Below are 24,943 nucleotides of genomic sequence, written 5' to 3' on the forward strand. Positions count from 1 at the left end.
TAGCGGCCTGGTTCCGCTGCGCCTTGACCTCGCGCAACGGCGCGCCGCCGTCCTGCCTAGTCGCCGGGAGACAGCCGCACCGAGGCCTCGGCCAGCCGCCGGTACAGCCTGCGCCGGCGCGCCAGGGGCTGCCAGTCGTAGAGAAAGATCTGGATCGGCCGCCAGTTGGCCACCCATCCAAGGATGATCAGGCCCTCGTCGAACACGCGGCCGAGGTAACCGCCCAGCAGTTCACCCAGGATCCGGCCAAGGACGACGGCCACGGCCAGGACGGCCAGCCCCACGCCGAGCGAAGCCCGTCCCACGCGGAACAGGTCGCGCAGTTCCCAGCCGATCACCTCGGCGCGATAGGCGAAGTAGTTGCGGATCGCATCGCCGATGTGGGCCGCGTCCTCGCGCTCGGCCTGCGCCGCCGGAAGGTGGACCAGGATCTCGATCGGGGCGTTCGGCATCTCGCCCGCCCAGCCGACGACGTATTCCTCCACGCGCTCGTCCAGATCGCGCTCGCGATAGGGCAGCGGATCGAGGTTGTGGAACAGCTGGCCGATGTCATGGATGCGCAGTTCGATGGGCCGCGTACGCCGGGCCGCGCCGGACGACCGGTCTTGCGGCGACGGCCGCACCTTGTCTGTCATGGCTCGATCCTCGGGCAAGCCGCGAAGCTGGCGTTGACCGCGATCAACTCCGCTGGCGGCCCTTGGCGCGCATCGCCAGGCCCGCGGCGATGGCGAGTTGCGCCTTCGCCGCCGCCAGAGCCTCGGCGAGCTTGTCCGCCCGCTCCGGCGAGCGGGTCAGCCGCTCGGCCGCCTCCAGATAGATGCCGAGTGCGGTCAGCGTTCCCACGAGGTCAGGCGCGACTGCGGGCCCAGCGGCGACGTTGGGAATTTCCGGGGCCTCTGCACGGGACGGCCCCCGCGTCTGTCTCTGCTCGCTCACGCCGCGGCCTCCAGAACGCATCGACACCATCTAGCGCACCGAACACCCAAGGTCGCAAGCACCGGTTGCGCCCGAGGACCACGGCGGGTCAGCGCCCATCCGGCATCAGGCCAAGCTGTCTGCCGACGATGCGGTCCAGCAGCCGTTTGGGCAGGTGTTCCCCCATGAAGATCCTGAACATGTCCGCCGCGACCGTGTAGCGGACCTTCGGCTTCTGCGCAGTCAGGGCGTGGTGGATGACCTCGCCGACTCTCTCGGGCGGCAGGCCCGCGCGCCCGAGCTGCAGCATGTAGGCGCGGATGCGGTCCAGGGCGGCGGCGTATGGCGTGTTGGCGTAGCGGCTCACGTCGACCTGGTCGGCCTTGTCCCAGATCGGGGTCGCGACGGCGCCGGGCGCCACGACGATCACGTCCACGCCGAACGGCAGCAGCTCGCGCCGCAGCGATTCCGACAGGCCCTCCAGCCCGAACTTCGAGACGTTGTAGGGCGCCATGAACGGGTTGGCGGTGCGCCCGCCGACCGAGGAGATGTTGACGATCCGGCCCGGGTCGCGAACGGCCGGCGTCCGCGCGCCGAGGAGCGGCGCGAAGGCCTGGGTCGCGATCACCACCCCGGTCAGGTTGACCTCCAGCTGATGCCGGAACTCGTCGACGGGCAGGTAGAGCAACGGCCCGGCCACGGCGATCCCGGCATTGTTCACGAGACCCGCCAGGGTGGCGCCCGAGAGCGCCGCCTCGACCTGCGCGGACGCCGCCTGGGCCGCCTGCGCGTCGGTGACGTCGAACACCAGGGGCGTGAATGCGTCCCCGAACTCGGCCTTGAGGCGGGCGCCGTCCTCGACCTTCCGCACGCTGCCGAAGACGTGGAAGCCCTTCGCGACGAGCACGCGCGTCGCCCCCAGTCCGATCCCCGTCGAGACTCCCGTGACCACCACAGATCGCACCACCACCGCCTCCCGCCTCATTGTTGTACGGCCAAGCTCACACGGGCCCCGCCAAGGGTTCAATCCCCTTCCCTGCAAAGGGAATCGGGGGCTCTATCCCCGCCTCCATCGCCTCAGAGGTCGATCGCCGCATGAGTCCCGCCGACATCGTCCTCGCCATGGCCGCCGTGTTCCTCGGCGGCCCGACGCTCTGGTCGCTGGCGATGATGGTCCGCAGTCCGCGATGGTCGGGGCCGCGCTCGGCCTGGGATTGGAGCCTCAGCCTCGCCTCGGCGCTCGCCTACGCCCTGGCCTTCAACATCATCTTCTTCATCCAGGAACTGTTCCTGGTGGTCCCGAAGGCGCTGACGCCGGGGCTCAAGCCCACGCTCTTCCACAACAACCATAGCTGGACGGGCCAGAACCCGCTCGCCGAACTGTTCCAGGGAACGGGAGCCCTGGCGACCGTCATCGCCGGCGTCGCCTTCGCCGTCTGGGCCACCCGGCGGGCGCCGCGCGCGCTGGGCCTGCGCCTGTTCGTGACCTGGATGGCGCTGCTGGGCCTGCTGGAAGCGCTTCCACAGGTGCTGATCGGCACGGTGATCCCGCAGAACGACGTGGGCCGGGCGATGACCTATCTTCAGCTCCACGAGGTTGCGAAGGTCGCGGCCTCCGCCGGCGCCCTGGCGGCCATGGCGCTGGCGTGCGGGCTCGCCACCCCGCTCGTCCTTAGCCTGGTTCCGGGCGCCGAGGCCCAGGGGCCGCGCGGCCGGGCGCGCACGGTGTTCCGCTATGCCGTCCTGCCGGCCTTGCTGGCCGTGGCGCTGATCGTCCCCTTCCGCCTGCCGGGCGCGCCGATCGAGGTGCTGTTCCCGCCGGCGGTGGCGACGCTGGTCGCGGCGACCTGGCTGCAGGCCTGGTCCTGGCACGCGCCGCGCGCACCCGCGGGCGCCCCATCGCGAAGCTGGACCCTCCCCAGCCTGCTGGCGGCGCTGATTGCGCTCCTGGCCATTTTCCAGATCGCCCTCCGCCCCGGCGTACCGTTTTTCTGAGCCGCGAGGCAGCGCCGTCGACTCCGTTCTGCGAACATCGATATGCTTTTTGGTAACATTCCGCCGCGGCAAGCGACGGTTTCGTGACAACGGCGCCACAGGTCACCGCAAGAAAGCCCGCCGAACGCCGCAATCCCTTTGCCCATAAGGGATTGCGCCCGCTACGCGCGCGTCTCCGAGCGAAGATCCTGCACCTCCCCATAAGCAGGGCCGCATCGGGGAGAACGGACCGAAATGAAATCTGGAATGCTGTTCCGCACGTCGGCGCTCGCCGTCGTGCTGGCGGGCGCGTTTGCGTCCACCATCCAAGCCCAAGAGGCTGCCGCGGATCGCGAGATCGAAGAGATCGTCGTCACCGCCCAAAAGCGCGAGCAGAGCCTGCAGGACGTGCCGATCGTGGTGACCACGGTCAGCGGCGAACTGCTGCAGGACGCGGGCGTGAAGGACATCCGCGACCTGACCGTGCTGACGCCCGGCCTGACCGTCACCTCGACGTCGAACGAAACCATCGTCACCGCCCGCGTCCGCGGCGTGGGCACCGTGGGCGACAACCCCGGCCTGGAAAGCTCGGTCGGCGTGGTGATCGACGGCGTCTATCGCCCCCGCAACGGCGTGTCGTTCGGCGACCTGGGCCAGGTGAGCCGCATCGAGGTGCTGAAGGGCCCGCAAGGCACCCTGTTCGGCAAGAACACTTCGGCCGGCGTCATCAACGTCATCACCGCCGGTCCGACCAAGGACTTCCAGGCGGAAGCCGAAGCCACCTACGGAAACTTCGACCAGATGGGCGTGACCGGCTCGGTCAGCGGCCCGATCAGCGACAAGGTCTCGGCCCGCCTGTTCGCCGGCACGCGCCAGCGTGACGGGTACCAGGACATCATCGTGGGCCCGGGCCCGCGCACCAAGACGCGCGACAACGACCAGAACTTCTACACCGTCCGCGGCCAGCTCGAGGTCGAGGCTACCGACGACGTGAACATCCGCTTCATCGCGGACTACACCAAGCGGGACGAGAACTGCTGCGTCGGCACCCAGCTCTTCGTGGGCCAGGCCGCGAACAGCCGCGGCAACCTGATCAACGCGGTCCGTCCCGGCTCGCTGGACCTGACCTCCACGCCGTTCGACCGCCAGGGCTACGCCAACCGCGCGACCAGCCAGGACGTCGAGGATATGGGGCTCTCGGGTGAGCTCAACTGGAACCTCGGCAACGGGATGCGCCTGACCGCCATCACCGCGGTCCGCAACTGGCGCTCCGAGACCGGGCAGGACAGCGACTTCACCGCCGCCGACCTCGTTTATCGTCCGGCGGACGGCTCGAACTTCGTCGAGTTCGGCCAGTTCAGCCAGGAACTGCGCCTGGCCGGCGAAGGCCTCGACGGCAAGCTCAACTGGCTGGTCGGTGGCTTCTACGCCAAGGAAGACCTGAAGACCCGCTCGGTCTTCAAGTACGGCACGGACTACTATGCCTACTTCGCCGGCCGCGTTCTGGGCGGCGTCCCGGCCCTCATCGGCCTGACGCCTGGCACGGTGCTGCAAAACGGCGCCGGTTCGGACGACCGCTACAAGCAGGAAGGCGAGACCTTCGCCCTCTTCACGAACAACAGCCTGCAGATCACCGAGCAGCTGGAACTGACCGTCGGCCTGCGCTTCACCCGGGACGAGAAGTCGCTCCGGTCGCAGTACAGCACCACGGGTTCGACCTGCGATCAGGGCGAAGCGGCCTTTGGCACGCTCGCTGGCCTCCTCGGCCAGGCCACGGCTTCCACGATCGTCGGTGGCCTCTGCCTGAACGCCCAGAACAACGACTTCGACGCCCTGGGCCGCTACACGCAGAAGAACACCGAAGAGGAGTTCTCGGGGACGGCCAAGCTGGCCTACCGCTGGAACCCGGACGTCATGACCTATGCCTCGTACTCGCGCGGCTACAAGGCGGGCGGCTTCAACCTCGACCGTGAGCAGGCGATCGTGGTGACGGCGGCGGGCCCGAACTTCACGGCCGACGGCGACACCGGCTTCAAGGGCGAGTTCGTGGACAGCTACGAGCTCGGCGCCAAGACCAGCTGGCTCGACCGCACGCTGCTGCTGAACGTCGCGGCGTTCTACCAGAAGTTCACGGACTTCCAGCTGAACACCTTCGTCGGCACGGCCTTCGTCGTGGAGACCCTGCCGAAGGTGGTGTCCAAGGGCGTGGACCTGGACTTCATCTACCTGCCGCCGATCGACGGCCTGACCCTCCAGGGCGGCGTCACCTACGCCGAGACGGAGATCGGGAAGTTCGCGGCCGCGGACCTCATCAATCCCACCCGCTTCAACAGCCTGCGCCGCCTGCCCGGCGCCCGGCTGTCGTTCGCGCCGCTGTGGTCGGCCTCCCTGGCCGGCACCTACGAGCGTGAGGTGGGCAACGGCCTGAAGTTCAAGGCCAACCTCTCGGGCAAGTTCACCTCGAGCTACAACACCGGCTCCGACCTGCATCCCTCGAAGCTGCAGGACGAGATGGTGCTGGTGAACGGCCGCATCGGCCTGGGCTCCGAGGACGAGCGCTGGATCGTCGAGCTGTGGTCCAACAACCTGTTCGACAAGGACTACGTCCAGGTCGGCTTCAACGGGCCGTTCCAGGTGGATGAGAACAATGACGCCGTCAGCGTCTACGACGCCTTCCTGGGCGCGCCGCGCACCTACGGCGTGACCCTGCGACTGAAGTACTGATCGCTCTGCGTACCTGAGCGTCGGTGGAGGGGGCGGCCCGGAGCAATCCGGGCCGCCCTTTTCGTTTGCGCGGGATCGGCGTCAGTCGCGGCGCGTCGAGACGGGCGCGTTCGGATCCGGCGCGGCGGGCGGCGTGTAGCTGGGCAGCGGCTCGGGGGCCGGCGCGGGCGGCGCCGCAACGACGGGTGGCGGCAGCGAAAGCACGGGCGCCGCAGGCGCCTCGTCGGCTGCCGCCGTCGGCGGCGCGACCCTGGCCGCGGGGGCTGCGACTCGGGCCGCCGGGCGGGCTGGCGGCGGCGTCTCTACGCTCGCGACCGTGGGCGCCGGCGATGACGCCGCGGGCGCTCCGACCGGGGCCGAGGCAACGGCGCCCGCCGCTGGGGGGCCCGACGCCGGCGCCGATTCCAGAGCCGCCTCCTGCCCGCGGCTCAGGGCATAGGCGACGCCGAGAACCGCGGCGAGGCCCGCCACGGTCGCGGCGATGACCGGGGCCGGCGACTTTCGACGGACCTTGCGGACGCCCGCGCCCACCGGCTGCACGATCACCGGCGCGACCTCGCTGTAGGATTGCGGAGGCGGCGCGGGCTCCGGCTCCGGCGCGGCCGCCAAGGGCGTCTCGGCGCGTGGGGGCTCGGCGCTCGGGATCTCGGTGACGACCGGCGGCGCGGGTGGGGCCCGCTCGGGCTGCGCGGGACGCGGAGGGGCGACGCCGGGGAGGCCGGCGAAGGCCGCCGGGCCGGCGGGCCGGACGAATGCGGGGGTGATCGTGCGCGGCGGCGGCTCGGCCGGCGCAGGTGACGGCGCGGCCTTCGGGAGCGGCCCGACGCGGAACGGCGCCTGGGGCATCTGGGGCCAGGCGCTGTTGCGGGCGAAGGGGTTGTCGTCCTGTTCGGAAGCCATGGCTCAAAATTCAGCGGGACTTGGACAGCACTATGACGCGCGTCGGCCCCGGCGCGCCATCGCCAGCGCCAGATTGTGGGGGATCGCCAGGCCCTCGCGCAGGGTCATGCCCAGGCCATGGCCGAAAGGCGGGCGCTCGCCGCAGGGCCAAGGCTCGCTCGCCACGCCGTGCAGCGCCAGCAGCAGGCGGATCCGCGGCAGATGATAGGCGTCGCTGCAGGCGACCACGCGGGGATGTCCGCCCGCCGCGACCTGGCGAGCCGCGGCCGCGGCATTGTCGGCCGTCGTGCGGCTCGCCTCGTCCAGGATCAGGCGCTTCGGCGCCACCCCCTGCGCCGCCAGCACCCGGCCCATGACCGAGGCCTCGGACGGCGCGCCGGGGACCGCGGCTCCGCCCGAGCAGAGAACCGGCGCCTCGGGATGCGCCCGCGCCGCGGCCAAGCCGCCGCCGATCCGCCGCAGCAGGGCCGGCGACGGGGCTCCGTCGGGTCGCACCATGGCGCCGAAGATCACGATGAGGGGTGGCGCGCTCACGCCCCCAGCATGGCGCGCGCCGCCCTAGCCGTTCAACGGCGGATGATAATGCTCGATGAGGTCGGCCCGTTCAGCCTCGCGGATGGCGCGGGTCACGTTGAGCCGGGTCAGCACGGTCGCCTCGGCGTATTTCCGGCGCGCCTTCTCGAGGTCGGAGCGCCACGTCTGGCTGGCGAGGTTGTCGGTCTCGCCGGCGTAGACGACGTTGGCGCCCTCCTCCGTCAGTTCCGCAATGACATAATTGGCGCCGGCCGGCGGCAGGAACCGCTCCTCATCCAGCGGGCTGTAGCGATAACGCGCGCCGGAGGCCCCTGCGAGGTCGATCTGTCGGGTCACTCTCTCCACTCCTACGCTAGCGAGTCGGGTCCGTAGCGGGACCTCGGGATGCTTACCCGCCGGACTTGGACCAAAACTTGGCTGAGCGTTGCCGTAGAGGGCTCTGGAGCGCGAAATCATCGTTGGGAACAACCTTCGCCATATGGACGTTGGGCCCTGGCGCTGTCTCTGTAAGGCGCCAACGCCAAGAGGGAGACTGAATTCGGCGACCGGGGCTGGACAGCCGCCTCGCACCCCGAAACAACCCGAGTATGGAGAAGCCCGCCGACTTCCGGATGCAGGCCGCGACCGATCGCCCCACGGCGGCGCTCAGCGGGGACTGGACGACCAACCTGCTGGCCGGGGTGGGCGAACGGCTGGCGCAGGAGCTTCGCGGCCGCCAGGGCGTGAGCCTGGACCTGACCAAGGTCAGGCGGATGGATACGGCCGGCGCGTACGCCATCGTCCGGGCCGTGGGAACCGACTTCAAGCTCGACCAGGTGGTGGCCCGCCCGGAGACGCGGCGGCTGCTCGAGCTGGTGGACAACGCCGCCCGCGTCCAACCGGTCGTCCGGCCCGAGCCCAGGGGCTTTCACAACCTGACCATCCGGATCGGCCGGGGGATGGTGAACCTGGGGGTCGAGTTCCTCGACACCATGGGCTTCCTCGGCCACCTGCTGGTGGTGGCGCTCAGGGCCCTCGTCAATCTCGTCACCGCCCCGCACAAGGTCCGCTGGGCGCCGATCTTCACCCAAATGGAGCGCGCGGGCCTCGACGCCATCCCCATCGTGGCGATCACCACCTTCTTTATCGGCGCCGTGGTCGCCCTGCTCGGGGTGAACATGCTGCGCCAGTTCGGCGCCGAGGTTTTCGTGGTCGAACTGATCGGGGTGGCGGTGATCCGCGAATTCAACATCGTGATCACGGCCGTCCTGCTCTCGGGCCGTTCCGCCTCCGCGTTCGCCGCCGAGCTGGGCTCGATGAAGATGCAGCAGGAGGTCGACGCCATGCAGGTGATGGGCGTCGACCCGTTCGAGGCCCTGGTGCTGCCGCGCTTCATAGCGCTGCTGGTGACCATCCCCCTGCTCACCTTCGTGGCCACGCTAGCCGGCCTGCTGGGCGGCCTGATGGTCACCTGGTCCACCCTGGGGCTGGGACCGACGTTCTTCCTGCAGCGGATCGTCGACAATGTGGGCGCCACCCACTTCTGGATCGCACTCTCCAAGGCGCCGGTGATGGCCGGCGTCGTGGCCGGCATCGGCTGCCGTCAGGGCCTGCTCGTCGGCGGCGATGTCCAGTCCCTGGGCCAGCGGGTCACGGCCGCCGTGGTCCACGCGATCTTCGCGATCATCATGCTCGATGCCGTCTTCGCGCTCATCTACATGGAGCTCGACCTGTGACGGACGTCGTCAACGAGAACACCCTGTCGGACGAGGAACTGCTGGACCAGTCGGGCCCCGCCATCGAGGTGCGCGGCCTGCGCTCCCAGTTCGGCGACCACGTGGTTCACGACAACCTCGACCTGACCGCGATGCGCGGCGAGGTCCTGGGCGTGGTCGGCGGGTCCGGCACCGGCAAGTCGGTCCTGCTCAACACCATCATCGGCCTGCGCAATCCGGACGCCGGCACAGTCACCGTCTTCGGACAGGAGCTCAAACGCGCCTCCCGGCGCCGCTGGAGCGCGCTGGAGCGGTCGTGGGGCGTGCTGTTCCAGGGCGGCGCCCTGTTCTCGAACCTGACCGTGCGCGAGAACATCGCAGCCCCCATGTTCGAGCACACCAAGCTGTCCCGGCGCGAGGCCTATGAGCTGGCGGAGCTGAAGATTTCCATGGTGGGCCTCCGCCCCGAGGCCGGCTCGCTCAAGCCGGCCGAGCTCTCGGGCGGGATGCGCAAGCGCGCGGGCCTCGCCCGGGCGCTCGCCCTGGACCCGGAACTGCTCTTCCTCGACGAGCCCACCTCGGGTCTCGACCCAATCGGCGCGGCGGCCTTCGACGAACTGATCCGCGACCTGGCGGACAGCCTGGACCTCACGGTGTTCATGATCACCCACGACCTCGACTCCCTCTACGAGATCACCGACCGCGTCGCCGTGCTGGCGGACAAGCACGTGGTCGCCACGGCGCCGGTTCGCGAGCTCGAGCGTTCCGATCATCCGTGGATCCGCGAATACTTCCTCGGAGCGCGGGGCCGCGCGGCCCGCGACGCCCGAACGGGGACGAAAGGCTGATGGAAAGAAACGCCAACTACGCCCTCGTGGGGCTTTCCACCCTGATCCTCACGGTGGCGCTCGTGGTCTTCGTCGTCTGGCTGGCGCGGCTGCGGATCAACGCCGAGTACGACCTGTACGACATCGTCTTCCAGGGGCCGGTGCGCGGCCTCAACGAGGGCGGCGAGGTCCATTTCAACGGCATCAAGGTGGGCGAGGTCAGCAAGATCGCCCTGGACAAGTTCAATCCGCGCAACGTCATCGCCCGCGTGCGGGTCACCGAGGACGTGCCGATCCGGGTCGACAGCTATGCGACGCTGGAGCCGCAAGGGATCACCGGCCTGAATTACGTGCAGATCACCGCCGGCACCGGCACGCGCCCCCTGCTCAAGGAGGCCGACCAGCCGCGGTGCGAACGCCTTGGACTGGGCCGCGACTGCATTCCCATCATCCGCAGCCAGCGCAGCGCCATCTCCGACCTGCTGGAGGGCGGCGGCACCGTGCTGACCCGGACCATCGAGGCGCTGGACCGGGTGAACCGGGTCCTCTCGGACCAGAACATCAAGACCTTCTCGGCCTCGCTCTCCGACGCCCAGGCGGTCACCGCCGAACTGCGCGAGCGCAAGGCGATCATCGCCGACGCCCAGGCCGCGGTGCAGCGCATCGAGGAGGCGACCACCGAGATCGCCGCCCTTTCCCGCGCCACCCGCGAGGTGGTCGATGGCGACGGCCGCCGCGCGATCAAGAACCTGGCCGACGCCGCCGAAGAGGGCCGCGCCGCCGCCAAGGACGCCCGCGAGATGCTGGGACGGCTGCAGGGACCCACGACCGATTTCGCCACCAACGGCCTGCCTCAGGTAACCTCGGCGGTAATCCAGCTGCAGTCCACGGCCGAGTCGCTGGAGCGGCTGGTCAACGAGGTCCAGTCCAACCCCACGGGCGCGCTCGGCAAGGGCAAGGCCGAGGAAGTGAAGGTGCCCCAATGATGCGCTCGCCCGCCCTCCTCCGCCTGCTGGCCGTCGGCGCGACATCGCTGGCGCTCTCGGCCTGCGTCTCGCTGCTGCCCAAGACCAAGCCGGCGCACCTCTACCGCTTCGGCCAGCCGGTGAGCGCCGACGCGGTCGCCACGCCGATGGGCGCCGTCGGCGTCTTCCGCACCAACGCGTCCTTCCAGCGCGAGGCCGCGGGCGACCGCCTGCTCACCATCACGGGCGGCAAGGCGGCCTATGTGGCCGAGACCCGCTGGGTGGCGCCCGCCGCGGTGCTGTGGGACGAGGCCGTGGTCGCCGCCTTCGACGCCGACGCAGGCCCTGTTCGGCTGATCGCGCGCGGCGAGCCGGCCTCCGCCGCCTATGTGCTGCGGCTCGATGTCCGGAACTTCGAGGCGCACTACGACCAGGGCCCGAAGGCGCCGCCGCTGGTGGTCGTGCGGGTTCGGGCCGCGATGACGGGCGCTACCGATCGCGGCCTGGTGGGCGAGAAGCTGTTCGAGAAGCGGATCCGCGCCGGCGACAACCGCGTCTCGGCCATCGTGCCGGCCTATGACCGCGCGGTCTCCGAAGTGCTGGCCGAGGTCGTCGCCTGGACCAACGAGAACGCCAAGCCGACCTAGGCTTCGATGCCCGCCTGGCGCTTGGCGGCCGTCACGGTGTTCTGAAGCAGGACGGCGACGGTCATCAGCCCGACGCCGCCCGGCACCGGCGTGATCGATCCGGCGACCTGCAGCGCCTCCTTGTAGTGGACGTCGCCCACCAGCTTCGTCCGGCCCTCGGCGGCCTTGATCGGGTCGTCGAACGGCACGCGGTTGATGCCCACGTCGATGACGCAGGCGCCGGGCTTGATCCAGTCGCCGCGGATCATGCGCGGGCGTCCCACGGCGGCGACCAGGATGTCGGCCTCGCGGCAGACGGCCGGCAGGTCGCGGGTGCGCGAATGGGCCATGGTCACCGTGCAGTCTTCGGCCAGCAGCAGCTGGGCGACGGGCTTACCCACCAGCAGCGAGCGACCCACCACCACCGCGCGCTTGCCGGTCAGGTCGCCCAGCGTGGCCTTGAGCATGATGAGGCAGCCCGTGGGCGTGCAGGCCACCAGCGCCGGCAGACCCGCCACCAGGCGGCCCGCGTTGACGACGTGAAGGCCGTCCACGTCCTTGTCGGGGTCGATGGCGGCGATCACCGCCTTCTCGTCGAGGTGCTTCGGCAGCGGGAGCTGTACGAGGATGCCGTGGATCAGGGGATCGGCGTTGAGGTCGGCCACTAGGCGGAGCAGCTCGCCCTGCTGGGTGTCCGCCGGCAGGCGGTGGGTGACCGAATGCATGCCAACGGCCAGCGAATGCTCGCCCTTGGATTTCACATAGACCTGGCTCGCCGGATCGTCGCCCACCAGCACCACGGCCAGGCCGGGCTGCAGCCCGTGCTTTGCGCGCAATTCGGCGACCTCGGCCGCCACCTTGGCCCGCACGCGCTCGGCGTGGACCTTTCCGTCGATGATTCCCGCCGTCATGGCGCGCTGCTAGACCCTCAGGCCCGCGCGCGCAATCTCAGCCACGCCGCAACGGCCCAGGCATGGGCGTCGTGCCGCAGGATCGCCAGCGCCTCGTGCGGGTCCATCCAGACCAGGGTGTGGTCGTCCTCGACCTTCAGGCCGGGGTCGTCGCCCGCCACGGCAAGGGTGAAGAACACCGCGCGGTTGTCGAACGCCTCGCCATCGGTATTGAGGAAATACTGGTCCGCCCGGGCATACTCGCGCTCGACGGCAACCTTCAGGCCGGCTTCTTCCCCGAACTCGCGGACCACGGCGTCTTCAGCCGTCTCGCCGGGGTCCAGCGCCCCGCCGGGCAGGTCATGCCAGGCCGGATGGCGCGGCTTCTCGATCCGGACCAGGGCGATCCGTCCATCGCGCTGGGCAATCCCGAAGGCGGCCGGACGGTCGCGATAATCCCGGCCGTCCTCGCGCGTCCCGAACTGCGGCACGGCCATCAGTCGATTCCGTAGAGGGCCGGATACGGATCGGCCGTGCCGGCCAGCACGTCCTTCACCGCCACCGGCCGCCAGCCGACCTTGGAGTTCAGGCTGGCCCGCCACGCCTCGACGATCACGTCACGTAACTCGGACGCGCCGACTGCCAGGCGCTCGGTGGCCATGGCCGTGCCGCGTGGGTCTCCCGGCGCCATGCCTCCGGCCTTCTCCATCTCATAGAATGGGATCACCTGCTTACCCGTGGCGGAAAGGTAGTCGGACACGCGCTGCTCGATCGGGCAGTTGCAGAGGCGCAGCGGCGTGACCTTCGCCGCCACCGCCGCCGGCTTCACCGTCGCCTGGACAAGGTCGCTCTCGAACGGCCCATGCAGGCGCGCCTTGGAATAGTTGTTGGGGTTCGGGCCATCGCCCCAGCCGTTGTAGTGGCTGGTCACGTGCAGCGGCTGGCTGCCGTCGCCGACGAAGTGGCCGAGCTCGCCGATGCCCTTCAGGATCAGGGCCTCCCGGCGGATTCGGTCGGCGGTGAACCACTTGCGGTTCGCCTTCCATTTCGGATTGGACTCAGCCGCCTTCAGCACCCGCCAGTAGGCGAAATCGCTGGTGAGCTGCTGGTAGCGGTCGATGATCGAATACGGCAGGTAGCCGACCTTCCATTGATCGAGACCCGCCGCGCGAAGCTGGGTCTCGAACTCGGCCCGGGTGGCCGCCAGGGGCAGCATCTGGGGCCCGCCCAGCAGCTTGCCGTCGTCGTCCAGGTCGATGAAGTGCCCGGGGTCGCGATCCTGGTCGTGCAGCTTGCCGGCGCCCTTGGACCGGTCGGGCTCGCGCGACAGCTCGCCGACATCGGTGGCCGCCTTCTTGGTGAGCAGGAAGGCCGGCATCTCGGACGGCAGCGCCCGCATGGCGATCTCGCCCAGCATCCGGTGGCCGGTGTTGCCCCAGGCGAAGAGCGAGCTGGGCGCGGCGGCGAGGACGACGGCGAGGGCGAGGGCGGGAAGGCGCTTCATGCCTCCGCTTTTCACGCCCGTCCGCGACAATGGCAAGCGCGCTCAGCGAATGCCGAGGGCGGCCTCCACGCGCGCCACCCAGGCCTTCACCTGCGGATAGGGATCGAGGCTGAAGCCGCCCTCGTGGGCGACGCGGGTGTAGGCGACCAGCGCAACGTCGGCGAGCGACAGGGCCTCGCCCACGAGGAACGGCGTCTGGCCAAGGGCAAGCTCCATCCGTTGCAGCGCCCCGTTCCCCCGCTCGACCAGCCGGGGCTCCAGATCGGCGACAGGCTTGCCCAGGTACAGCACCTGGAACCGGGCGACGGCCACGTAGGGCTCGTGGCTGTACTGCTCCCAGAACATCCACTCGAACATCTTCGCCCGGGCGTAGGCGTCCGCCGGAATGAGGTCGGAGCCCTCGGCGAAATGGAGAATGATGGCGTTGGACTGGGCCAGGGCCCGCCCGTCGTCGAAGACCACCGCGGGCACTTGGCCCGCCGGATTCATCGCCAGGAAGTCGGCGGTGCGCGACTCGCCCTTGAGCACGCTGGTCTCGATCCAGGCGTACTTCAGGCCCAGAAAATCGGCCGTCCACTTCACCTTCAGGCAGTTGCCCGAGATGCTGTCACCATAGATTTTCACGCGCCGGCCTCCCTCTCGCTCAGGGCGCGTTGTGCCGCAATCCCTCCGGGTATCAAGCGATACCGTCTTACGACCGCTGTAAGGAAAACTCACAGGGCGCGGCGAATGGCCCGCCAGGGGTTGCCCCGCGGGACCTCAGCCGGTAGGACTCCGGCACCAGTTCAACGACGAAGGAGGACGCCGTCCATGCGACGCCGCCTCGCCGCCCTGGCAGCACTTTCCGCCATCGGTATCGCCTCAAACGCGCAAGCCGCGAGCAACGATCCCGTCGGGGACCTCGTAAGCTCCATCATTTCGGGAGCCCTCCCCGGATCGGCGGTCTTCAACGTGAAGGCCACGCTCTATCACGCCGGCGCCAAGGGCGTGGGCGCCCTGGACAGCCTGGGCTGCCGCGTCGTTCCGATGCGCACCCTGGCGGTGGACAAGAACATCATCCCGCGCCGCACCGTGGTCTTCATCAAGGAGACGGTGGGCATCAAGATGCCCGACGGCCAGGCGCACGACGGCTACTGGTACGCCTCCGATGTGGGCGGCGCGATCAAGGGCCAGCGGATCGACCTCTACACCGGTCACGGCGCGGCTTCGATGAAGCCGATGCAGAAGCTCAACCTCGGCACCCTCACCGCGGTGAAGGTCGGGAACTTCACGGGCTGCCCGCCGAAGTAAGGCGGGCCGGCCCTCGCCTTCGGGGGCAGCCATCCACAAGCCGAACTTCTTCGTCCTCACCGGCGGTCCCGGCGTGGGCAAGACCGCGCTTATTCGTCATCTGCAGGCCAGGGGCGAGCGCGTCGTCGAGGAGACGGCGCGCGCGGTGATCCGCGAGCAGGTGGAGACGGGCGGCGCCGCCGTGCCCTGGCTCGACAACGACGCCTTCGTGGCGCGGTGCGTGGAGCGCGACGTCGCCATCTTCGAGGCCTTGGCGGGCGAGACGCGCCGGGTCTTCTTCGACCGGGGGATCATCGACAGCTATGGCGCGAACGGCGCCCTGCCCTCGCCGCGGATCGCAGAGGCGGTGCGGACGCGGCGGTATAATGCGCGGGTCTTCATCTTCCCGCCCTGGCGCAAGATCTACGCGACCGACTCGGAGCGGCGGCAGGACTGGCAGGAGGCCGAGGCAACGTTCGGGATCATCCGCGCGCGGCTTCCGACCCTGGGCTACGAGCCGATTATCGTCCCGAAGGCCAGCGTGCCGGCGCGGGCGGCGTTCGTGCTGCGCCAGACGGCCGCGTGGCGAGGATCAGCCGAACAGTCGGATCGCGCCGTGGATCAAGAGCGCCCAGAGGCCGACTGAAGCGACGGCTCCGATCGCCAGGCCAAGGCCTCGCGGAAGTCGCTCGCCCGTGCGGACGGCGGGCCGGGCTTGCTCATGGGCCGTGGTGAAGCTCATGCCGCCAGCTCCGCGCGCGCCTGGGGCGCCAGGGCGAAGACGCCCATCCGCTGGCTGCGGCCGCGCAAGGTGATGCGGCCGATGGGACCCAGGCCCGCATCCGGCCCAAGCCGCCGCGCCGTCTCCTCACCGACCAGCAGGGGCGTCGCGTAGGTCTTGCAGAGCCCCTCGAGCCGCGAGGCCACGTTCACGGGATCGCCCAGCACCGAATAGTCGAAGCGACGGCGGCTACCCACGTTGCCGACGATGCAGTCGCCGGAGTTGATCCCGATGCTGACCCCGATATCGACCGGCGGCGGCTCGCGCTCGTCCGCGAAGATGGCGCGGAAGCGGTCGCGCACGTCGTCCATCGCCGCGATCATGGCCTGGGCCGCGTCGAAGGCGTGCGAGGCCTGGGCAGGGTCGTCGGCGGGCGCGCCCCAGAAGGCCATGACGCAGTCCCCCATGTACTTGTCGATCGTACCGCCGTGCGCCAGCACGATCTCGGTCATCGGGTCGAGGAAGGCGTTGATCAGGTCGGCCAGACGTCCCGGATTGTCCTTCAAGGCCTCCGCCAGCGAGGTGAAGCCCTGGAGGTCTGCGAACAGCACGGTCACGTCGCGGGTCTCGCTGCCCGGCCCCACCCCGTCCGGATCGGCCATCAGGCGCTCCAGCACCCCGGGCGAGACGTATTGGGAAAGAAGGCGCTCCATCTCCCGCCCACGCTGCTGCTCGGCACGGAGCTGGGCGGCGATATCGCAGGCCGGCGCGGTCGTCTCGGAGCCGCAGGCGCTCGGCGAACCGCAAGAGCCGGCGCTGGCCCCACTGCAGCCCGAGGAAGGACCGGTATCCAGTCGCATGACCGCCGAGCTTTCCGCCGGCGCGCGATAGGCGCACGCCTGCTGTACGCCGAACCACCCCGACAGGTGGGTCTTGAGCGCCTTGGAGGTCGCGGCGGTGTCAAAATGCGTCTCGGACATGGAGGCTTTCCCTCGATCTGTCCGAATTTCTCACCTGCGGGGTATGGTTAACATTCGGGACGAATCCCTACGTAAAACCTCTTATGAGTAATGTCGCAGGGCGGAATTAACCTTTTGGCGAGCGAGACGTGCAGGCCCTCGCTCAGGTCTCGACGAAGGCCTTTTCCAGCACGAAGTCGCCAGGCTGGGCGATCGAACCTTCCTGATAGCCTAGGTCGATGAGCTGCTGCTTGAGGTCGGCCAGCACCGACGGCCCGCCGCACAGCATGACCCGGTCTTCTGCCGGGTTGAACGGCGGCAGCCCGAGGTCGGCGAACATCTGCCCGGAGGCGATGAGATCGGTGATCCGTCCCTTGGTCCGGAAGTCTTCGCGCGTGACCGTCGGATAGTACTTCAGCTTCCCATCGATCAGCTCGCCGAGGATCTCGTCCCGCGGCAGGTCGTCGAAGAGGTCGGCGTAGTTGAGGTCGGCCACCTCGCGAACGGTGTGAGTCACCACCACCGTCTCGAACCGCTCGTAGACCTCCGGGTCGCGGGCCAGCGACAGCCAGGGCGCGAGGCCCGTGCCGGTGCCCAGCATGTAGAGGCGCTTGCCGGGCTTCAGGCCGTCCAGCACCAGCGTGCCCGTCGGTTTGCGGCCGATCAGCACCTGGTCGCCAACCTTGATGTTCTGCAGGCGCGAGGTGAGCGGGCCGTCCGGCACCTTGATCGAATAGAACTCCAACTCCTCATGCCACGACGGCGAGGCGATGGAATAGGCGCGGACCAGCGGCTTGCCGTCCTCCTTCTGCAACCCGACCATCACGAACTGGCCGCTGGAGAAGCGGAGCGCGGGATCGCGCGTCGTCCGGAACGAGAACAGGCTGGGGGTCCAGTGATGGACCCAGGTCACCGTCTCGACGAAGAAGGCGCCGGACGCCTTCATTCCGCCGGCCGGCGCCGGCTGAGCCAGAGTCACGTCGTTCATTCCTGAAATACCCTAGATATCGCCGCCGACGTTGTCGGGCGTCCCCGGCGCACGCGCCAGATGGATGCCGCATTCCGTCTTGTCCATCCCCTTCCAGCGGCCGGCGCGGACATCCTCGCCCTCCTCCGCCGGCTGGGTGCAGGGCCAGCAGCCGATCGAGGGGAAGCCCTGGGCCACCAGCGGATGGGCCGGCAGGCCATGCTCGGCCGCATAGGCGTCGAGGTCGGACTTGCCCCAATTGGCCAGCGGGTTGAACTTGAGCTTGCCCTCGGACTGCTCGACCACGGGCAGGTGCAGACGGTCGCCGCCGTGGAAGCGCTTGCGGCCGGTGATCCAGGCGTCGAACTCGCCCAGGGCCTTGTCCAGCGGCAGGACCTTGCGGATGTGGCAGCAGGCGTCGGTGTCGGACTGCCACAGCTTGGCCTGGGGATCCGAGGTCGCCAGGTCCTGGTACTGGGGCCGCAGGTCGCGCACGTTGGTGAGACCCAGGCGCGCGGCGAGCTGCTGGCGGTAGTCCAGCGTCTGGCCAAACAACATGCCGGTATCCAGGAACAGCACCGCGACGTCGGGCTTCACCTTGGCGGCGATGTCCAGGAGCACGGCCGACTCGGCGCCGAACGACGACACCAGGGCCAGCTTGTCGCCGAAACTCTCGACGGCGGCTTCGAGGATGGTGCGCGGGTGCGCATGGCGCAGCTCGGCGTCGAGGCGCAGAGCCACGGGGTTACGATCGAGCGCGTCAAAGGCCATCACTCAGCCCTCCCGTTCCGCGAAGGCCGGCGCACGGCCGTCGGCGGACCTCTGGTAGACGTGGCGATACCGGTGGGCCGCGGCCTGCCACTCGTTGGAGCTGGCGTCGTCGGCGGGCTCGAAGGCGTCGAAGCCCACCCGGACCATGAAAGCGGCCTGCTCGCGCAGCACGTCGCCCACCGCCCGGACCTCGCCCTTGAAGTGGAACCGTTCGCGCAGCAGCCGGGCGTTCGTGTAGGCCCGCCCGTCGCGGTACTTGGGGAATTCGAGCGCCACCACCGACAACTGGGGCAGGTCGTAAGCCAGGGCCTCGACCTCCTCCTCCGCCTTCAGGCGCACGCCGACGCGGCGGCCCTCGGACAGAAGCCCCTCGCCCTCAGCCTGGAAGCGGCCGAGGGAGACGATCACGTCGCCGCTCGCCATGTCCTGGTCGTCCGCGACGTGGGTGAACGGATCTTCGGCGGCCTTGGCGACGCCGTCCTTCAGTTCAATGAGCGTCGGCATAGACGGCCTCCTTGAAGGGGGTGACGCCGGTGCGGCGGAAGGTGTCGAGGAAGCGCTCGCCGTCGTGCCGCTCGCGCAGGTAGACGTCGACCAGGGTGTCCACGGCGTCGGCGACCTTGTCGTAGGGCAGCGCCGGGCCGAGCATGGAGCCCACTGAGGCGTCCTCGGCGCCCGACCCGCCCAGGGTGAGCTGGTAGAACTCCTCGCCCTTCTTATCGACGCCCAGGATGCCGATGTGGCCCACGTGGTGGTGGCCACAGGCGTTGATGCAGCCGCTGATCTTGATCTTCAGCTCGCCGATCTTCTCGGCGCGGTCCTGGTCGCGGAACTTCTCCGCGATGTGCTGGGCGATCGGGATCGCCCGGGCGTTGGCTAGGGCGCAATAGTCCAGCCCCGGGCAGGCGATGATGTCGCTGACCAGGTTGATGTTCGGCGTGGCGATGCCGGCCTCCGCCAGCGCGGCCCAGACCGCCGGAACGTCGTCCAGCTTGACGTGCGGCAGCACCAGGTTCTGTTCGTGCGTCACGCGGATGTCGCCGAGGCCGTACTGCTCGGCCAGGTCGGCCACGACTTCCATCTGTTCGGAGGTGGCGTCGCCGGGCGTGTCGCCGATGCCCTTCAGGCTGATCTCGACGATGCCGTAGCCGGGCCTCTTGTGCGGCTTGACGTTGTTGCGGACGAAGCGGGCGAAGGCCGGCTTCGCCGCCTTGGCCGCTTCGAACGCCTCCGACTGCGCCGGCAGGGTCTCGAAGTTGGTCTGGGCGAAGGCGCCGCGGATGCGGGCAAGCTCGGTGTCCGGCAGGTCCGCGCCCTCGCCGATCTTGGCCCATTCGGCCTCCACCTGGCGGGCGAACTCGTCCTTGCCCAGGGCTGCGACCAGGATCTTGATCCGGGCCTTGTAGATGTTGTCCCGGCGGCCGTGGCGATTGTACACGCGCAGGATCGCTTCCAGGTACGAGAGCAGCCGATTGACCGGCAGGAACTCGCGGATGGTCGGGCCGACGTAAGGGGTGCGCCCCATGCCGCCGCCGACGATCACCTCGAAGCCCAGCGCCCCGTCGCGGGCGCGCTTCAGCACCAGGCCGATGTCATGCACGCGGGCCGCAGTCCGATCCTTCGGCGCAGCGGTGATGGCGATCTTGAACTTGCGGGGCAGGAACGAGAATTCCGGGTGGAACGTAGACCACTGGCGGATCGCCTCGGCCCACACCCGCGGATCGTCCACCTCCTCCGCCGTGGCCCCGGCATAAGGGTCGGTGGTGGTGTTCCGGATGCAGTTCCCGGAGGTCTGGATCGCGTGCATGTCGACGCTGGCCAGGTGATCCAGGATGTCCGGCGTGTCGGCCAGCTTGATCCAGTGGAACTGCAGGTTCGTGCGGGTGGTGAAGTGGCCGTAGCCCTTGTCGTAGGTGCGGCCGATCCAGGCCAGCTTGCGCAGCTGGGTCGGGTTCAGCGAGCCGTACGGGATGGCGACCCGTAGCATGTAGGCATGAAGCTGCAGATAGAGGCCGTTCATCAGCCGCAGCGGCTTGAACTGGTCCTCGGTCAGCTCGCCGGCGAGGCGGCGGGCGACCTGGCCGCGGAACTCGGCCGAGCGGTCGGCGAGCATCGCCTTGTCGATAGTGTCGTACTGGTACATCGCGCTACTTCCGCTTGATCAGGTTGACGCGGCCGGTGGAGCGGGCCGCGCCGTGGGCGTGCTGCAGCGCCGCGATCACCGCCCCGCCCTCGGCCTGCTTGCCGTGGTGGAGGTGGTTCGAGGGCCCGAGCGCGCGGATGCGCTCGCGGTAGCTCAGCGGGGCCCAGAGCCCTTCGGATTCCACCAGGTCGATCAGGTAGGCGTCGACTACGACCTTTGGCTGGTTCTTGGCCGTCGCCTCGGCCGCGATGGCCGCCGGGTCGTCGTCGGCCCAGAGCTGCGCGTCGGCGAAGCGCTCGACCCACTGGCCGGCGTTCCAGAACACGACCTCGCCGTCGAGCAGGCGGTTGGCGGTCAGAGCTTTCATGCCCGGGCCTCGCGGATAAGCGTTTCGACTTCCGTTCGCCCCTCGCCTTCGCGGGCCAGGGCCATGGCCTCGCCCACGATCAGCAGGGCCGGACCATTCAGGTTCGCCGCCGCCTCGGCGAGGCCGGCCAGCGTGGTGGTTAAGCGGCGCTCGGCGGCGCGGCTGGCGTTCTCGACGATCAGGGCCGGCGTCGAACCGGCCCGGCCGGCGGCCATCAGGCGCGCAGCGATCGGAGCGGCCATCGACAGGCCCATGTAGATCACCACCGTCTGATTGGCCTTGGCCAGGCTCTCCCAGTCCAGGTCGGGCTCGCCGCCCTTGGCCGCATGGCCGGTGACGAACGTCACAGCCTGGGCCGAGCCCCGGTGGGTCAGGGGCGCGCCGGCACTGGCGCTCGCCGCCAGGGCCGCGGTGACGCCGGGCACGATATCGCAGTCGACGCCCGCCTCGCGGCAGGCTTCCAGTTCCTCGCCGCCGCGGCCGAAGATGAAGGGATCGCCGCCCTTGAGCCGGACGACGTTCAGGCCGTCGAGCGCGAAGGCCACGAGCATCCGGTTGATCTCGTCTTGGCTGTAGGAGTGCCGCGACTTGCGCTTTGCCACCGAAATCCGGCGCGCCGACGCCGGCGCCAGGTCCAGGATCTCGTCCGACACCAGGCCGTCGTGGACCACGACTTCGGCGGCCTGCAGGGCCTTCAGGGCCTTGATGGTCAGCAGTTCCGGATCGCCGGGTCCCGCGCCGACCAACCACACCCGGCCCGGGCCGCGCGAAGGGGCGCCGCCGCCCAGCACCACGAGGCGATCGTTCCGCCTGCCTTTGCCGCTGCTGACACCCATGTTTAGCTTCTCTATCGACACACCGGCCCCGAAATCAGGACGGGGCGGACTGGCGCCCGCCCCGTCTGTCGCCCGCCAGTGAAAAGGGCCGATACACCGGCGGACGCTTGCAAATAGGGGCGGAGAAGCCCAAGTCGCAACCCGAGGACTTCTGCCCGGGGTGTCAGGAATTCTAGGATGGATCGAAACCAGCAGCGCCGCCGCCTGCCGCCGCTCAACGCCCTTCGGGCGTTCGAGGCGGCCGCGCGCCACCTGAACTTCAGCCGGGCCGCGGACGAGCTGTCGGTGACGCCCGGCGCCGTCAGCCAGCAGATCCAGAACCTGGAAGACTATGTCGGCGCGGCCCTCTTCAAGCGCACCCCGAAGGGCCTCCTGCTGACCGACGCGGCCCAGACCGCCCTGCCCGCCCTGCGCGAGGCGTTCGACCGCCTGGCCGAGGCCGCCAGCCTGCTGACCGCCGCCGTGGACGGACGGCGCCTGACCATCACCGCCCCGCCCTCCTTCGCCGCCAAGTGGCTCGCCCCGCGCCTGGGCGCCTTCGAGCGTGCCCATCCGCAGGTCGACGTGTGGCTCAACGCCGGCATGGACCTCGTCGACCTCAACGCGGGCGAGGTCGACCTGGCGCTCCGCTACGGCGCCGGCCGCTATCCGGGCCTGGAGGTGAAGCGGCTGGTCAGCGAGGCGGTGATCCCGGTGATCAGCCCGGAGCTCATCAAGGAGCATCCGCTGGAGACGCCCGAGGACCTAGCCAATCATACCCTGCTGCACGACGGTTCGCCCGAGATCGATGACAGCTGTCCCGACTGGCCCATGTGGCTGGCGGCCCGCGGGCTGCGCGGCATCGACGGGCACCGCGGCCCGCGGTTCAACCAGTCCAGCCTGGTGATCGAGGCGGCCGCCAACGGCCGCGGCGTGGCCCTGGCCAAGCGCACCCTGGCCCAGGCCGACCTGGATGCAGGACGCCTGGTGGCCCCGCTGCAGATGGCGCAGGCCGTCGACTTCGCCTATTACCTCGTCCATCCCAAAGCCAAGGGACGGCTGCCGCAGGTGAAGGCCTTCATCGGCTGGATCGAGGCGGAGGCGCAGGCGCACGAAGAGGCGCTGCGGGCCATCGACAATGGCGCGGGCATTTAGGGATTTGAGGTTGGCAGGAGGTCTCGTGGCGGCGTTTCTGGCCGCGACCTCGCTCGCGCCCGGCGGCGCGGCGGCGGAAGGCTCGCAAGCGGACTACATCCAGCGCCTGCGCCTGCAGGCCCAGCTCCAGACGCTGAACGCGGACCTGCTGAGCCAGGACAGCGCCACGGCCGTGCTGCAGGACCTCTGCAATCGCCGCGATCCCGAGGCGCCGAAGATCCTCGCCCGGCAGGTGGAGGTTCCGGACAACCTGCCCGCCGCCAACGCCGCCCGCCGCCAGCTGGGCGCGGCCGCCAACGAGCCGGTCCGCCATCGCCGAGTCGAGTTGACCTGCGGCGACGTCGTCCTGTCGCGCGCCGACAACTGGTACCTGCCCAGCCGTCTGACGGCCCAGATGAACATCGACCTGGAATCGACCCAGCGGCCCTTCGGCGTGGTCGTGCGGCCGCTGGCGTTCCAGCGTCGGACTCTCTCAGCGCGACTGCTCTTCAACCCCCTGCCGCGCGGCTGGGAGGCGGCGGACCCCGCGGGGTTCGACGCGCCAGTGGCCATCCCCGCCAATGTGTTGCAGCACCGCGCCTATCTTCAGACGCCGGACGGCCGTCCGTTCGCCCTGCTGATCGAGACCTATTCGGACCGGGTGCTGGTCCCCTAGAGCCGGTGCCAGCGCAGCGGCTTGCCGTGGCGCGCGAGCACGCCCTTGGCCTCCAGATCCAGTTGCACGGCCTTGACCCACCAGCCCGCGGTCTGGCCGCCGGGAAACAGGTCGTCCGGCAGATGCGGTTTCACTGCGGCGGTCATCTCGGCCTGCGACAGTCCGGGCTCGGTGGCCGGCAGGACCGCCATCAGCGCCGCGCGCATCGCCTCATACTTCGCCCGGTTCACCGGGCTCGTGCGTCCGGGGTGATTGACGTTCTCCACCAGGATGGTGTCGTCACGCATGAACCGTCCTCCGCCTTTCGCCTGGATGGAAGACGAACGAGCGGAGCCGATTCCGACCGTTCAGCCGCCCCCGATGCGGGTAAGATAGCCCTCGATCTCGGCCAGCGTATCGGCCAGCGCGCGCTTCAGTTCGGGCGCCATGGAGGCGTCGCCCCGCTCGGCGCGGTCGGCCACCTCGCCCAGCGCCACCGCGCCGATCCCGCGCGCCGCCCCCTTGATCGTGTGCGCCAGGTCCCGCCAGTCGGCGGCCGCGGGAGCCTCGAGCCGGGCCTGCCAGCCTTCGGCCTGGCCCTGGAACAGGCCCAGCACCTCGGTGACGATCTGCATGTCGCCGGCCATGAAGCTTTCGAGATACTCGAAGTCGACCGCCCCGCCGTCCATCGCCTGAAACTCCTCGCCCGCGCGCCGCTGGTAGCGGGACGGGCGGCTTCCTTCAACCGTGGACCGGAGTTGCGCGCACGGTGGCGCACCCGCGGACGCAAGCGCCTCGAGACAGTCACCATCATTCCGGGAGGAAGTGGTGGGTGCAGTAGGATTCGAACCTACGACCCGCTGATTAAGAGTCAGCTGCTCTACCAACTGAGCTATGCACCCGCCGTGCCCCGAACACCCCAGGGGGGCCGGCGGCGAGGGCGCGGAAAATACGCAAAATCGCGCCGTTGGCAAGGCGCGTCTTCGCCGCCTCGAAAAGAACGCTCCCCCCGGTCGCACCTCCGCCGTGGCGCCGGCCGCGTTAGCCGCGCAAAAGCTCCCGCATAGGGCGCATGCCCTTGACCCCATTCGCGCGAGGCGGGATCACTCCCGCAGCGTCGGGGGGTGCTAGGAGCGGTTCATGCGCAAGACGATCCTGGGCTTCATGCTCGCCGCCGGCCTCGCCGGCGTGGCCCAAGCTGCCGACTACGTCGTCGTCAAGTCGACCGATCCCGCGGTCAGGCCGGGCCTGGAGCTCAGCGCTGGCCAGCGGCTGGCCCTGGGCGAGGGTCAGGTCGCGACTCTGATGTCGGCCAGCGGCTCGGTCGCCACCCTCCGCGGCGGCCCGGGCGGCGCCGTGGCGCCCCGCGCGGGCGGCCAGGGCGACGCGGCCCGGCTGGCGGCGCTGAAGGTGCTGGTCGAGCCGGCGCCGACGGGCCGCACGTTCGGAGCCCGGCGCTCGGGCGTCTGCCCCGACCCGTCGACCCTCACCACCCTGGACGAGATCCTGTCGGTGCAGTCCGGCGGCTGCGCGACCCAGGCCAAGGTGGCGCTGGACGCCTACGTCGCGCAGCAGAGCAATCCCTGAGC

At 69.7% G+C, this 24,943-nt stretch carries 30 protein-coding genes and 1 tRNA gene; 11 read left to right on the plus strand and 20 right to left on the minus strand.

Annotation, left to right across the window (positions count from 1 at the left end; genetic code table 11):
• Positions 1-56: 56 nt before the first annotated feature.
• The 3 genes from A2790_RS22545 to A2790_RS22555 form a co-directional block, all read right to left on the minus strand.
• Positions 57-635 carry a hypothetical protein gene (locus A2790_RS22545; RefSeq protein WP_293396766.1) on the minus strand — a complete coding sequence of 193 codons (579 nt, stop codon included), beginning with the start codon at positions 633-635 and terminating at the stop codon, positions 57-59.
• 43 nt (positions 636-678) lie between these two features.
• Positions 679-936 carry a hypothetical protein gene (locus tag A2790_RS22550; RefSeq protein ID WP_293396769.1) on the minus strand — a complete coding sequence of 86 codons (258 nt, stop codon included), beginning with the start codon at positions 934-936 and terminating at the stop codon, positions 679-681.
• Positions 937-1,024: 88 nt separating this feature from the next.
• Positions 1,025-1,882 (minus strand): SDR family NAD(P)-dependent oxidoreductase, encoded by an 858-nt coding sequence (locus A2790_RS22555; RefSeq protein WP_293396772.1) that lies wholly within the window; start codon positions 1,880-1,882, stop codon positions 1,025-1,027.
• Between the two features lie 128 nt (positions 1,883-2,010).
• Between A2790_RS22555 and A2790_RS22560 the strand changes: the two genes are divergently transcribed.
• Together A2790_RS22560 and A2790_RS22565 are read left to right on the plus strand one after the other, a co-directional pair.
• Positions 2,011-2,910, plus strand: coding sequence for a hypothetical protein (locus A2790_RS22560; RefSeq protein ID WP_293396775.1), 900 nt, complete (start codon positions 2,011-2,013; stop codon positions 2,908-2,910).
• Positions 2,911-3,144: 234 nt separating this feature from the next.
• Positions 3,145-5,613 carry a TonB-dependent receptor gene (locus tag A2790_RS22565; protein ID WP_293396778.1) on the plus strand — a complete coding sequence of 823 codons (2,469 nt, stop codon included), beginning with the start codon at positions 3,145-3,147 and terminating at the stop codon, positions 5,611-5,613.
• Between the two features lie 81 nt (positions 5,614-5,694).
• Here A2790_RS22565 and A2790_RS22570 read toward each other — a convergent pair whose 3' ends face one another.
• From A2790_RS22570 to A2790_RS22580, 3 genes are read right to left on the minus strand one after another with little or no spacing between them, the layout of a single operon-like run.
• Entirely contained in the window at positions 5,695-6,513 is an 819-nt protein-coding gene (locus A2790_RS22570; RefSeq protein ID WP_293396780.1) for a hypothetical protein, read from the minus strand.
• A 30-nt stretch (positions 6,514-6,543) separates the two neighbouring features.
• Positions 6,544-7,047: a YdcF family protein gene (locus A2790_RS22575; RefSeq protein ID WP_293396783.1), complete on the minus strand. Its 504-nt coding sequence runs from the start codon at positions 7,045-7,047 to the stop codon at positions 6,544-6,546.
• A 24-nt stretch (positions 7,048-7,071) separates the two neighbouring features.
• The gene (locus tag A2790_RS22580; RefSeq protein ID WP_068878629.1) at positions 7,072-7,383 is read right to left on the minus strand and encodes a hypothetical protein; all 312 of its coding nucleotides are present in this window, start codon (positions 7,381-7,383) and stop codon (positions 7,072-7,074) included.
• Positions 7,384-7,634: 251 nt separating this feature from the next.
• Between A2790_RS22580 and A2790_RS22585 the strand changes: the two genes are divergently transcribed.
• Genes A2790_RS22585 through A2790_RS22600 form a run of 4 tightly spaced genes read left to right on the plus strand, consistent with a single transcriptional unit; the run spans position 7,635 to position 11,180 of the window.
• Positions 7,635-8,762 (plus strand): ABC transporter permease, encoded by a 1,128-nt coding sequence (locus tag A2790_RS22585; RefSeq protein WP_293396787.1) that lies wholly within the window; start codon positions 7,635-7,637, stop codon positions 8,760-8,762.
• 23 nt (positions 8,763-8,785) lie between these two features.
• Positions 8,786-9,589, plus strand: coding sequence for an ABC transporter ATP-binding protein (locus tag A2790_RS22590; protein WP_293397108.1), 804 nt, complete (start codon positions 8,786-8,788; stop codon positions 9,587-9,589).
• Positions 9,589-10,554, plus strand: a complete 966-nt coding sequence (locus A2790_RS22595) for an MlaD family protein (protein WP_293396790.1) — start codon at positions 9,589-9,591, stop codon at positions 10,552-10,554. Before A2790_RS22590 ends, A2790_RS22595 begins: the two co-directional genes overlap by 1 nt.
• Positions 10,551-11,180, plus strand: coding sequence for an ABC-type transport auxiliary lipoprotein family protein (locus tag A2790_RS22600; RefSeq protein ID WP_293396793.1), 630 nt, complete (start codon positions 10,551-10,553; stop codon positions 11,178-11,180). The genes A2790_RS22595 and A2790_RS22600 overlap by 4 nt, the downstream gene beginning before the upstream one ends.
• Here A2790_RS22600 and folD read toward each other — a convergent pair.
• Genes folD through A2790_RS22620 form a run of 4 tightly spaced genes read right to left on the minus strand, consistent with a single transcriptional unit; the run spans position 11,177 to position 14,177 of the window.
• A complete protein-coding gene (folD, locus tag A2790_RS22605) occupies positions 11,177-12,070 on the minus strand; it encodes a bifunctional methylenetetrahydrofolate dehydrogenase/methenyltetrahydrofolate cyclohydrolase FolD (protein ID WP_293396796.1) in 894 nt (297 codons plus the stop codon). The two genes, A2790_RS22600 and folD, sit on opposite strands and share 4 nt — an antisense overlap.
• Before the next feature lie 17 nt (positions 12,071-12,087).
• Complete coding sequence (locus tag A2790_RS22610) at positions 12,088-12,546, minus strand: NUDIX domain-containing protein (RefSeq protein WP_293396799.1); 459 nt, start codon at positions 12,544-12,546, stop codon at positions 12,088-12,090.
• Positions 12,546-13,553 (minus strand): S1/P1 Nuclease, encoded by a 1,008-nt coding sequence (locus A2790_RS22615; RefSeq protein WP_293396802.1) that lies wholly within the window; start codon positions 13,551-13,553, stop codon positions 12,546-12,548. The genes A2790_RS22610 and A2790_RS22615 overlap by 1 nt, the downstream gene beginning before the upstream one ends.
• Before the next feature lie 42 nt (positions 13,554-13,595).
• Entirely contained in the window at positions 13,596-14,177 is a 582-nt protein-coding gene (locus A2790_RS22620) for a glutathione S-transferase family protein (protein ID WP_293396805.1), read from the minus strand.
• Between the two features lie 186 nt (positions 14,178-14,363).
• Here A2790_RS22620 and A2790_RS22625 point away from each other — a divergent pair, with 186 nt between their 5' ends.
• Together A2790_RS22625 and A2790_RS22630 are read left to right on the plus strand one after the other, a co-directional pair.
• Positions 14,364-14,843, plus strand: a complete 480-nt coding sequence (locus A2790_RS22625; protein ID WP_293396808.1) for a 3D domain-containing protein — start codon at positions 14,364-14,366, stop codon at positions 14,841-14,843.
• Positions 14,844-14,874: 31 nt separating this feature from the next.
• Positions 14,875-15,468, plus strand: coding sequence for an AAA family ATPase (locus tag A2790_RS22630; protein ID WP_293397111.1), 594 nt, complete (start codon positions 14,875-14,877; stop codon positions 15,466-15,468).
• Between the two features lie 92 nt (positions 15,469-15,560).
• On the opposite strand, the gene A2790_RS22635 is transcribed toward A2790_RS22630, so the two are convergent.
• The 7 genes from A2790_RS22635 to cobA all read right to left on the minus strand — a co-directional run bounded on the left by A2790_RS22635 (position 15,561) and on the right by cobA (position 21,586).
• Positions 15,561-16,523 carry an adenylate/guanylate cyclase domain-containing protein gene (locus A2790_RS22635; RefSeq protein WP_293396811.1) on the minus strand — a complete coding sequence of 321 codons (963 nt, stop codon included), beginning with the start codon at positions 16,521-16,523 and terminating at the stop codon, positions 15,561-15,563.
• A gap of 142 nt (positions 16,524-16,665) precedes the next feature.
• Complete coding sequence (locus tag A2790_RS22640; protein ID WP_363081584.1) at positions 16,666-17,448, minus strand: ferredoxin--NADP reductase; 783 nt, start codon at positions 17,446-17,448, stop codon at positions 16,666-16,668.
• A gap of 54 nt (positions 17,449-17,502) precedes the next feature.
• Positions 17,503-18,240: a phosphoadenylyl-sulfate reductase gene (locus A2790_RS22645; protein WP_293396815.1), complete on the minus strand. Its 738-nt coding sequence runs from the start codon at positions 18,238-18,240 to the stop codon at positions 17,503-17,505.
• A 3-nt stretch (positions 18,241-18,243) separates the two neighbouring features.
• Positions 18,244-18,744, minus strand: a complete 501-nt coding sequence (locus A2790_RS22650; protein WP_293396818.1) for a DUF934 domain-containing protein — start codon at positions 18,742-18,744, stop codon at positions 18,244-18,246.
• Positions 18,728-20,383 carry a nitrite/sulfite reductase gene (locus tag A2790_RS22655; RefSeq protein WP_293396820.1) on the minus strand — a complete coding sequence of 552 codons (1,656 nt, stop codon included), beginning with the start codon at positions 20,381-20,383 and terminating at the stop codon, positions 18,728-18,730. The genes A2790_RS22650 and A2790_RS22655 overlap by 17 nt, the downstream gene beginning before the upstream one ends.
• A gap of 4 nt (positions 20,384-20,387) precedes the next feature.
• Positions 20,388-20,750 (minus strand): DUF2849 domain-containing protein, encoded by a 363-nt coding sequence (locus A2790_RS22660; protein WP_293396823.1) that lies wholly within the window; start codon positions 20,748-20,750, stop codon positions 20,388-20,390.
• Positions 20,747-21,586: a uroporphyrinogen-III C-methyltransferase gene (gene cobA, locus A2790_RS22665; protein WP_363081537.1), complete on the minus strand. Its 840-nt coding sequence runs from the start codon at positions 21,584-21,586 to the stop codon at positions 20,747-20,749. The genes A2790_RS22660 and cobA overlap by 4 nt, the downstream gene beginning before the upstream one ends.
• A 177-nt stretch (positions 21,587-21,763) precedes the next feature.
• Between cobA and gcvA the strand changes: the two genes are divergently transcribed.
• Together gcvA and A2790_RS22675 are read left to right on the plus strand one after the other, a co-directional pair.
• Positions 21,764-22,720, plus strand: a complete 957-nt coding sequence (gene gcvA / locus A2790_RS22670; RefSeq protein WP_293396826.1) for a transcriptional regulator GcvA — start codon at positions 21,764-21,766, stop codon at positions 22,718-22,720.
• A gap of 25 nt (positions 22,721-22,745) precedes the next feature.
• Positions 22,746-23,375 carry a hypothetical protein gene (locus A2790_RS22675; protein WP_293396829.1) on the plus strand — a complete coding sequence of 210 codons (630 nt, stop codon included), beginning with the start codon at positions 22,746-22,748 and terminating at the stop codon, positions 23,373-23,375.
• Here the strand turns inward: A2790_RS22675 and A2790_RS22680 are convergent.
• The 3 genes from A2790_RS22680 to A2790_RS22690 all read right to left on the minus strand — a co-directional run bounded on the left by A2790_RS22680 (position 23,372) and on the right by A2790_RS22690 (position 24,256).
• Positions 23,372-23,662, minus strand: a complete 291-nt coding sequence (locus A2790_RS22680) for a hypothetical protein (RefSeq protein ID WP_293396832.1) — start codon at positions 23,660-23,662, stop codon at positions 23,372-23,374. The genes A2790_RS22675 and A2790_RS22680 overlap by 4 nt on opposite strands.
• Before the next feature lie 60 nt (positions 23,663-23,722).
• A complete protein-coding gene (locus tag A2790_RS22685) occupies positions 23,723-24,043 on the minus strand; it encodes an Hpt domain-containing protein (RefSeq protein WP_293396835.1) in 321 nt (106 codons plus the stop codon).
• A 137-nt stretch (positions 24,044-24,180) separates the two neighbouring features.
• Positions 24,181-24,256 (minus strand) — tRNA-Lys (locus A2790_RS22690).
• 238 nt (positions 24,257-24,494) lie between these two features.
• Here A2790_RS22690 and A2790_RS22695 point away from each other — a divergent pair.
• On the plus strand, positions 24,495-24,941 hold the full coding sequence (locus A2790_RS22695; RefSeq protein WP_293396838.1) for a hypothetical protein: 447 nt from the start codon (positions 24,495-24,497) through the stop codon (positions 24,939-24,941).
• Positions 24,942-24,943: the final 2 nt, after the last annotated feature.

Origin of the sequence: Phenylobacterium sp. RIFCSPHIGHO2_01_FULL_69_31 (assembly GCF_001824475.1) — a bacterium.
GTDB lineage: Bacteria > Pseudomonadota > Alphaproteobacteria > Caulobacterales > Caulobacteraceae > Phenylobacterium.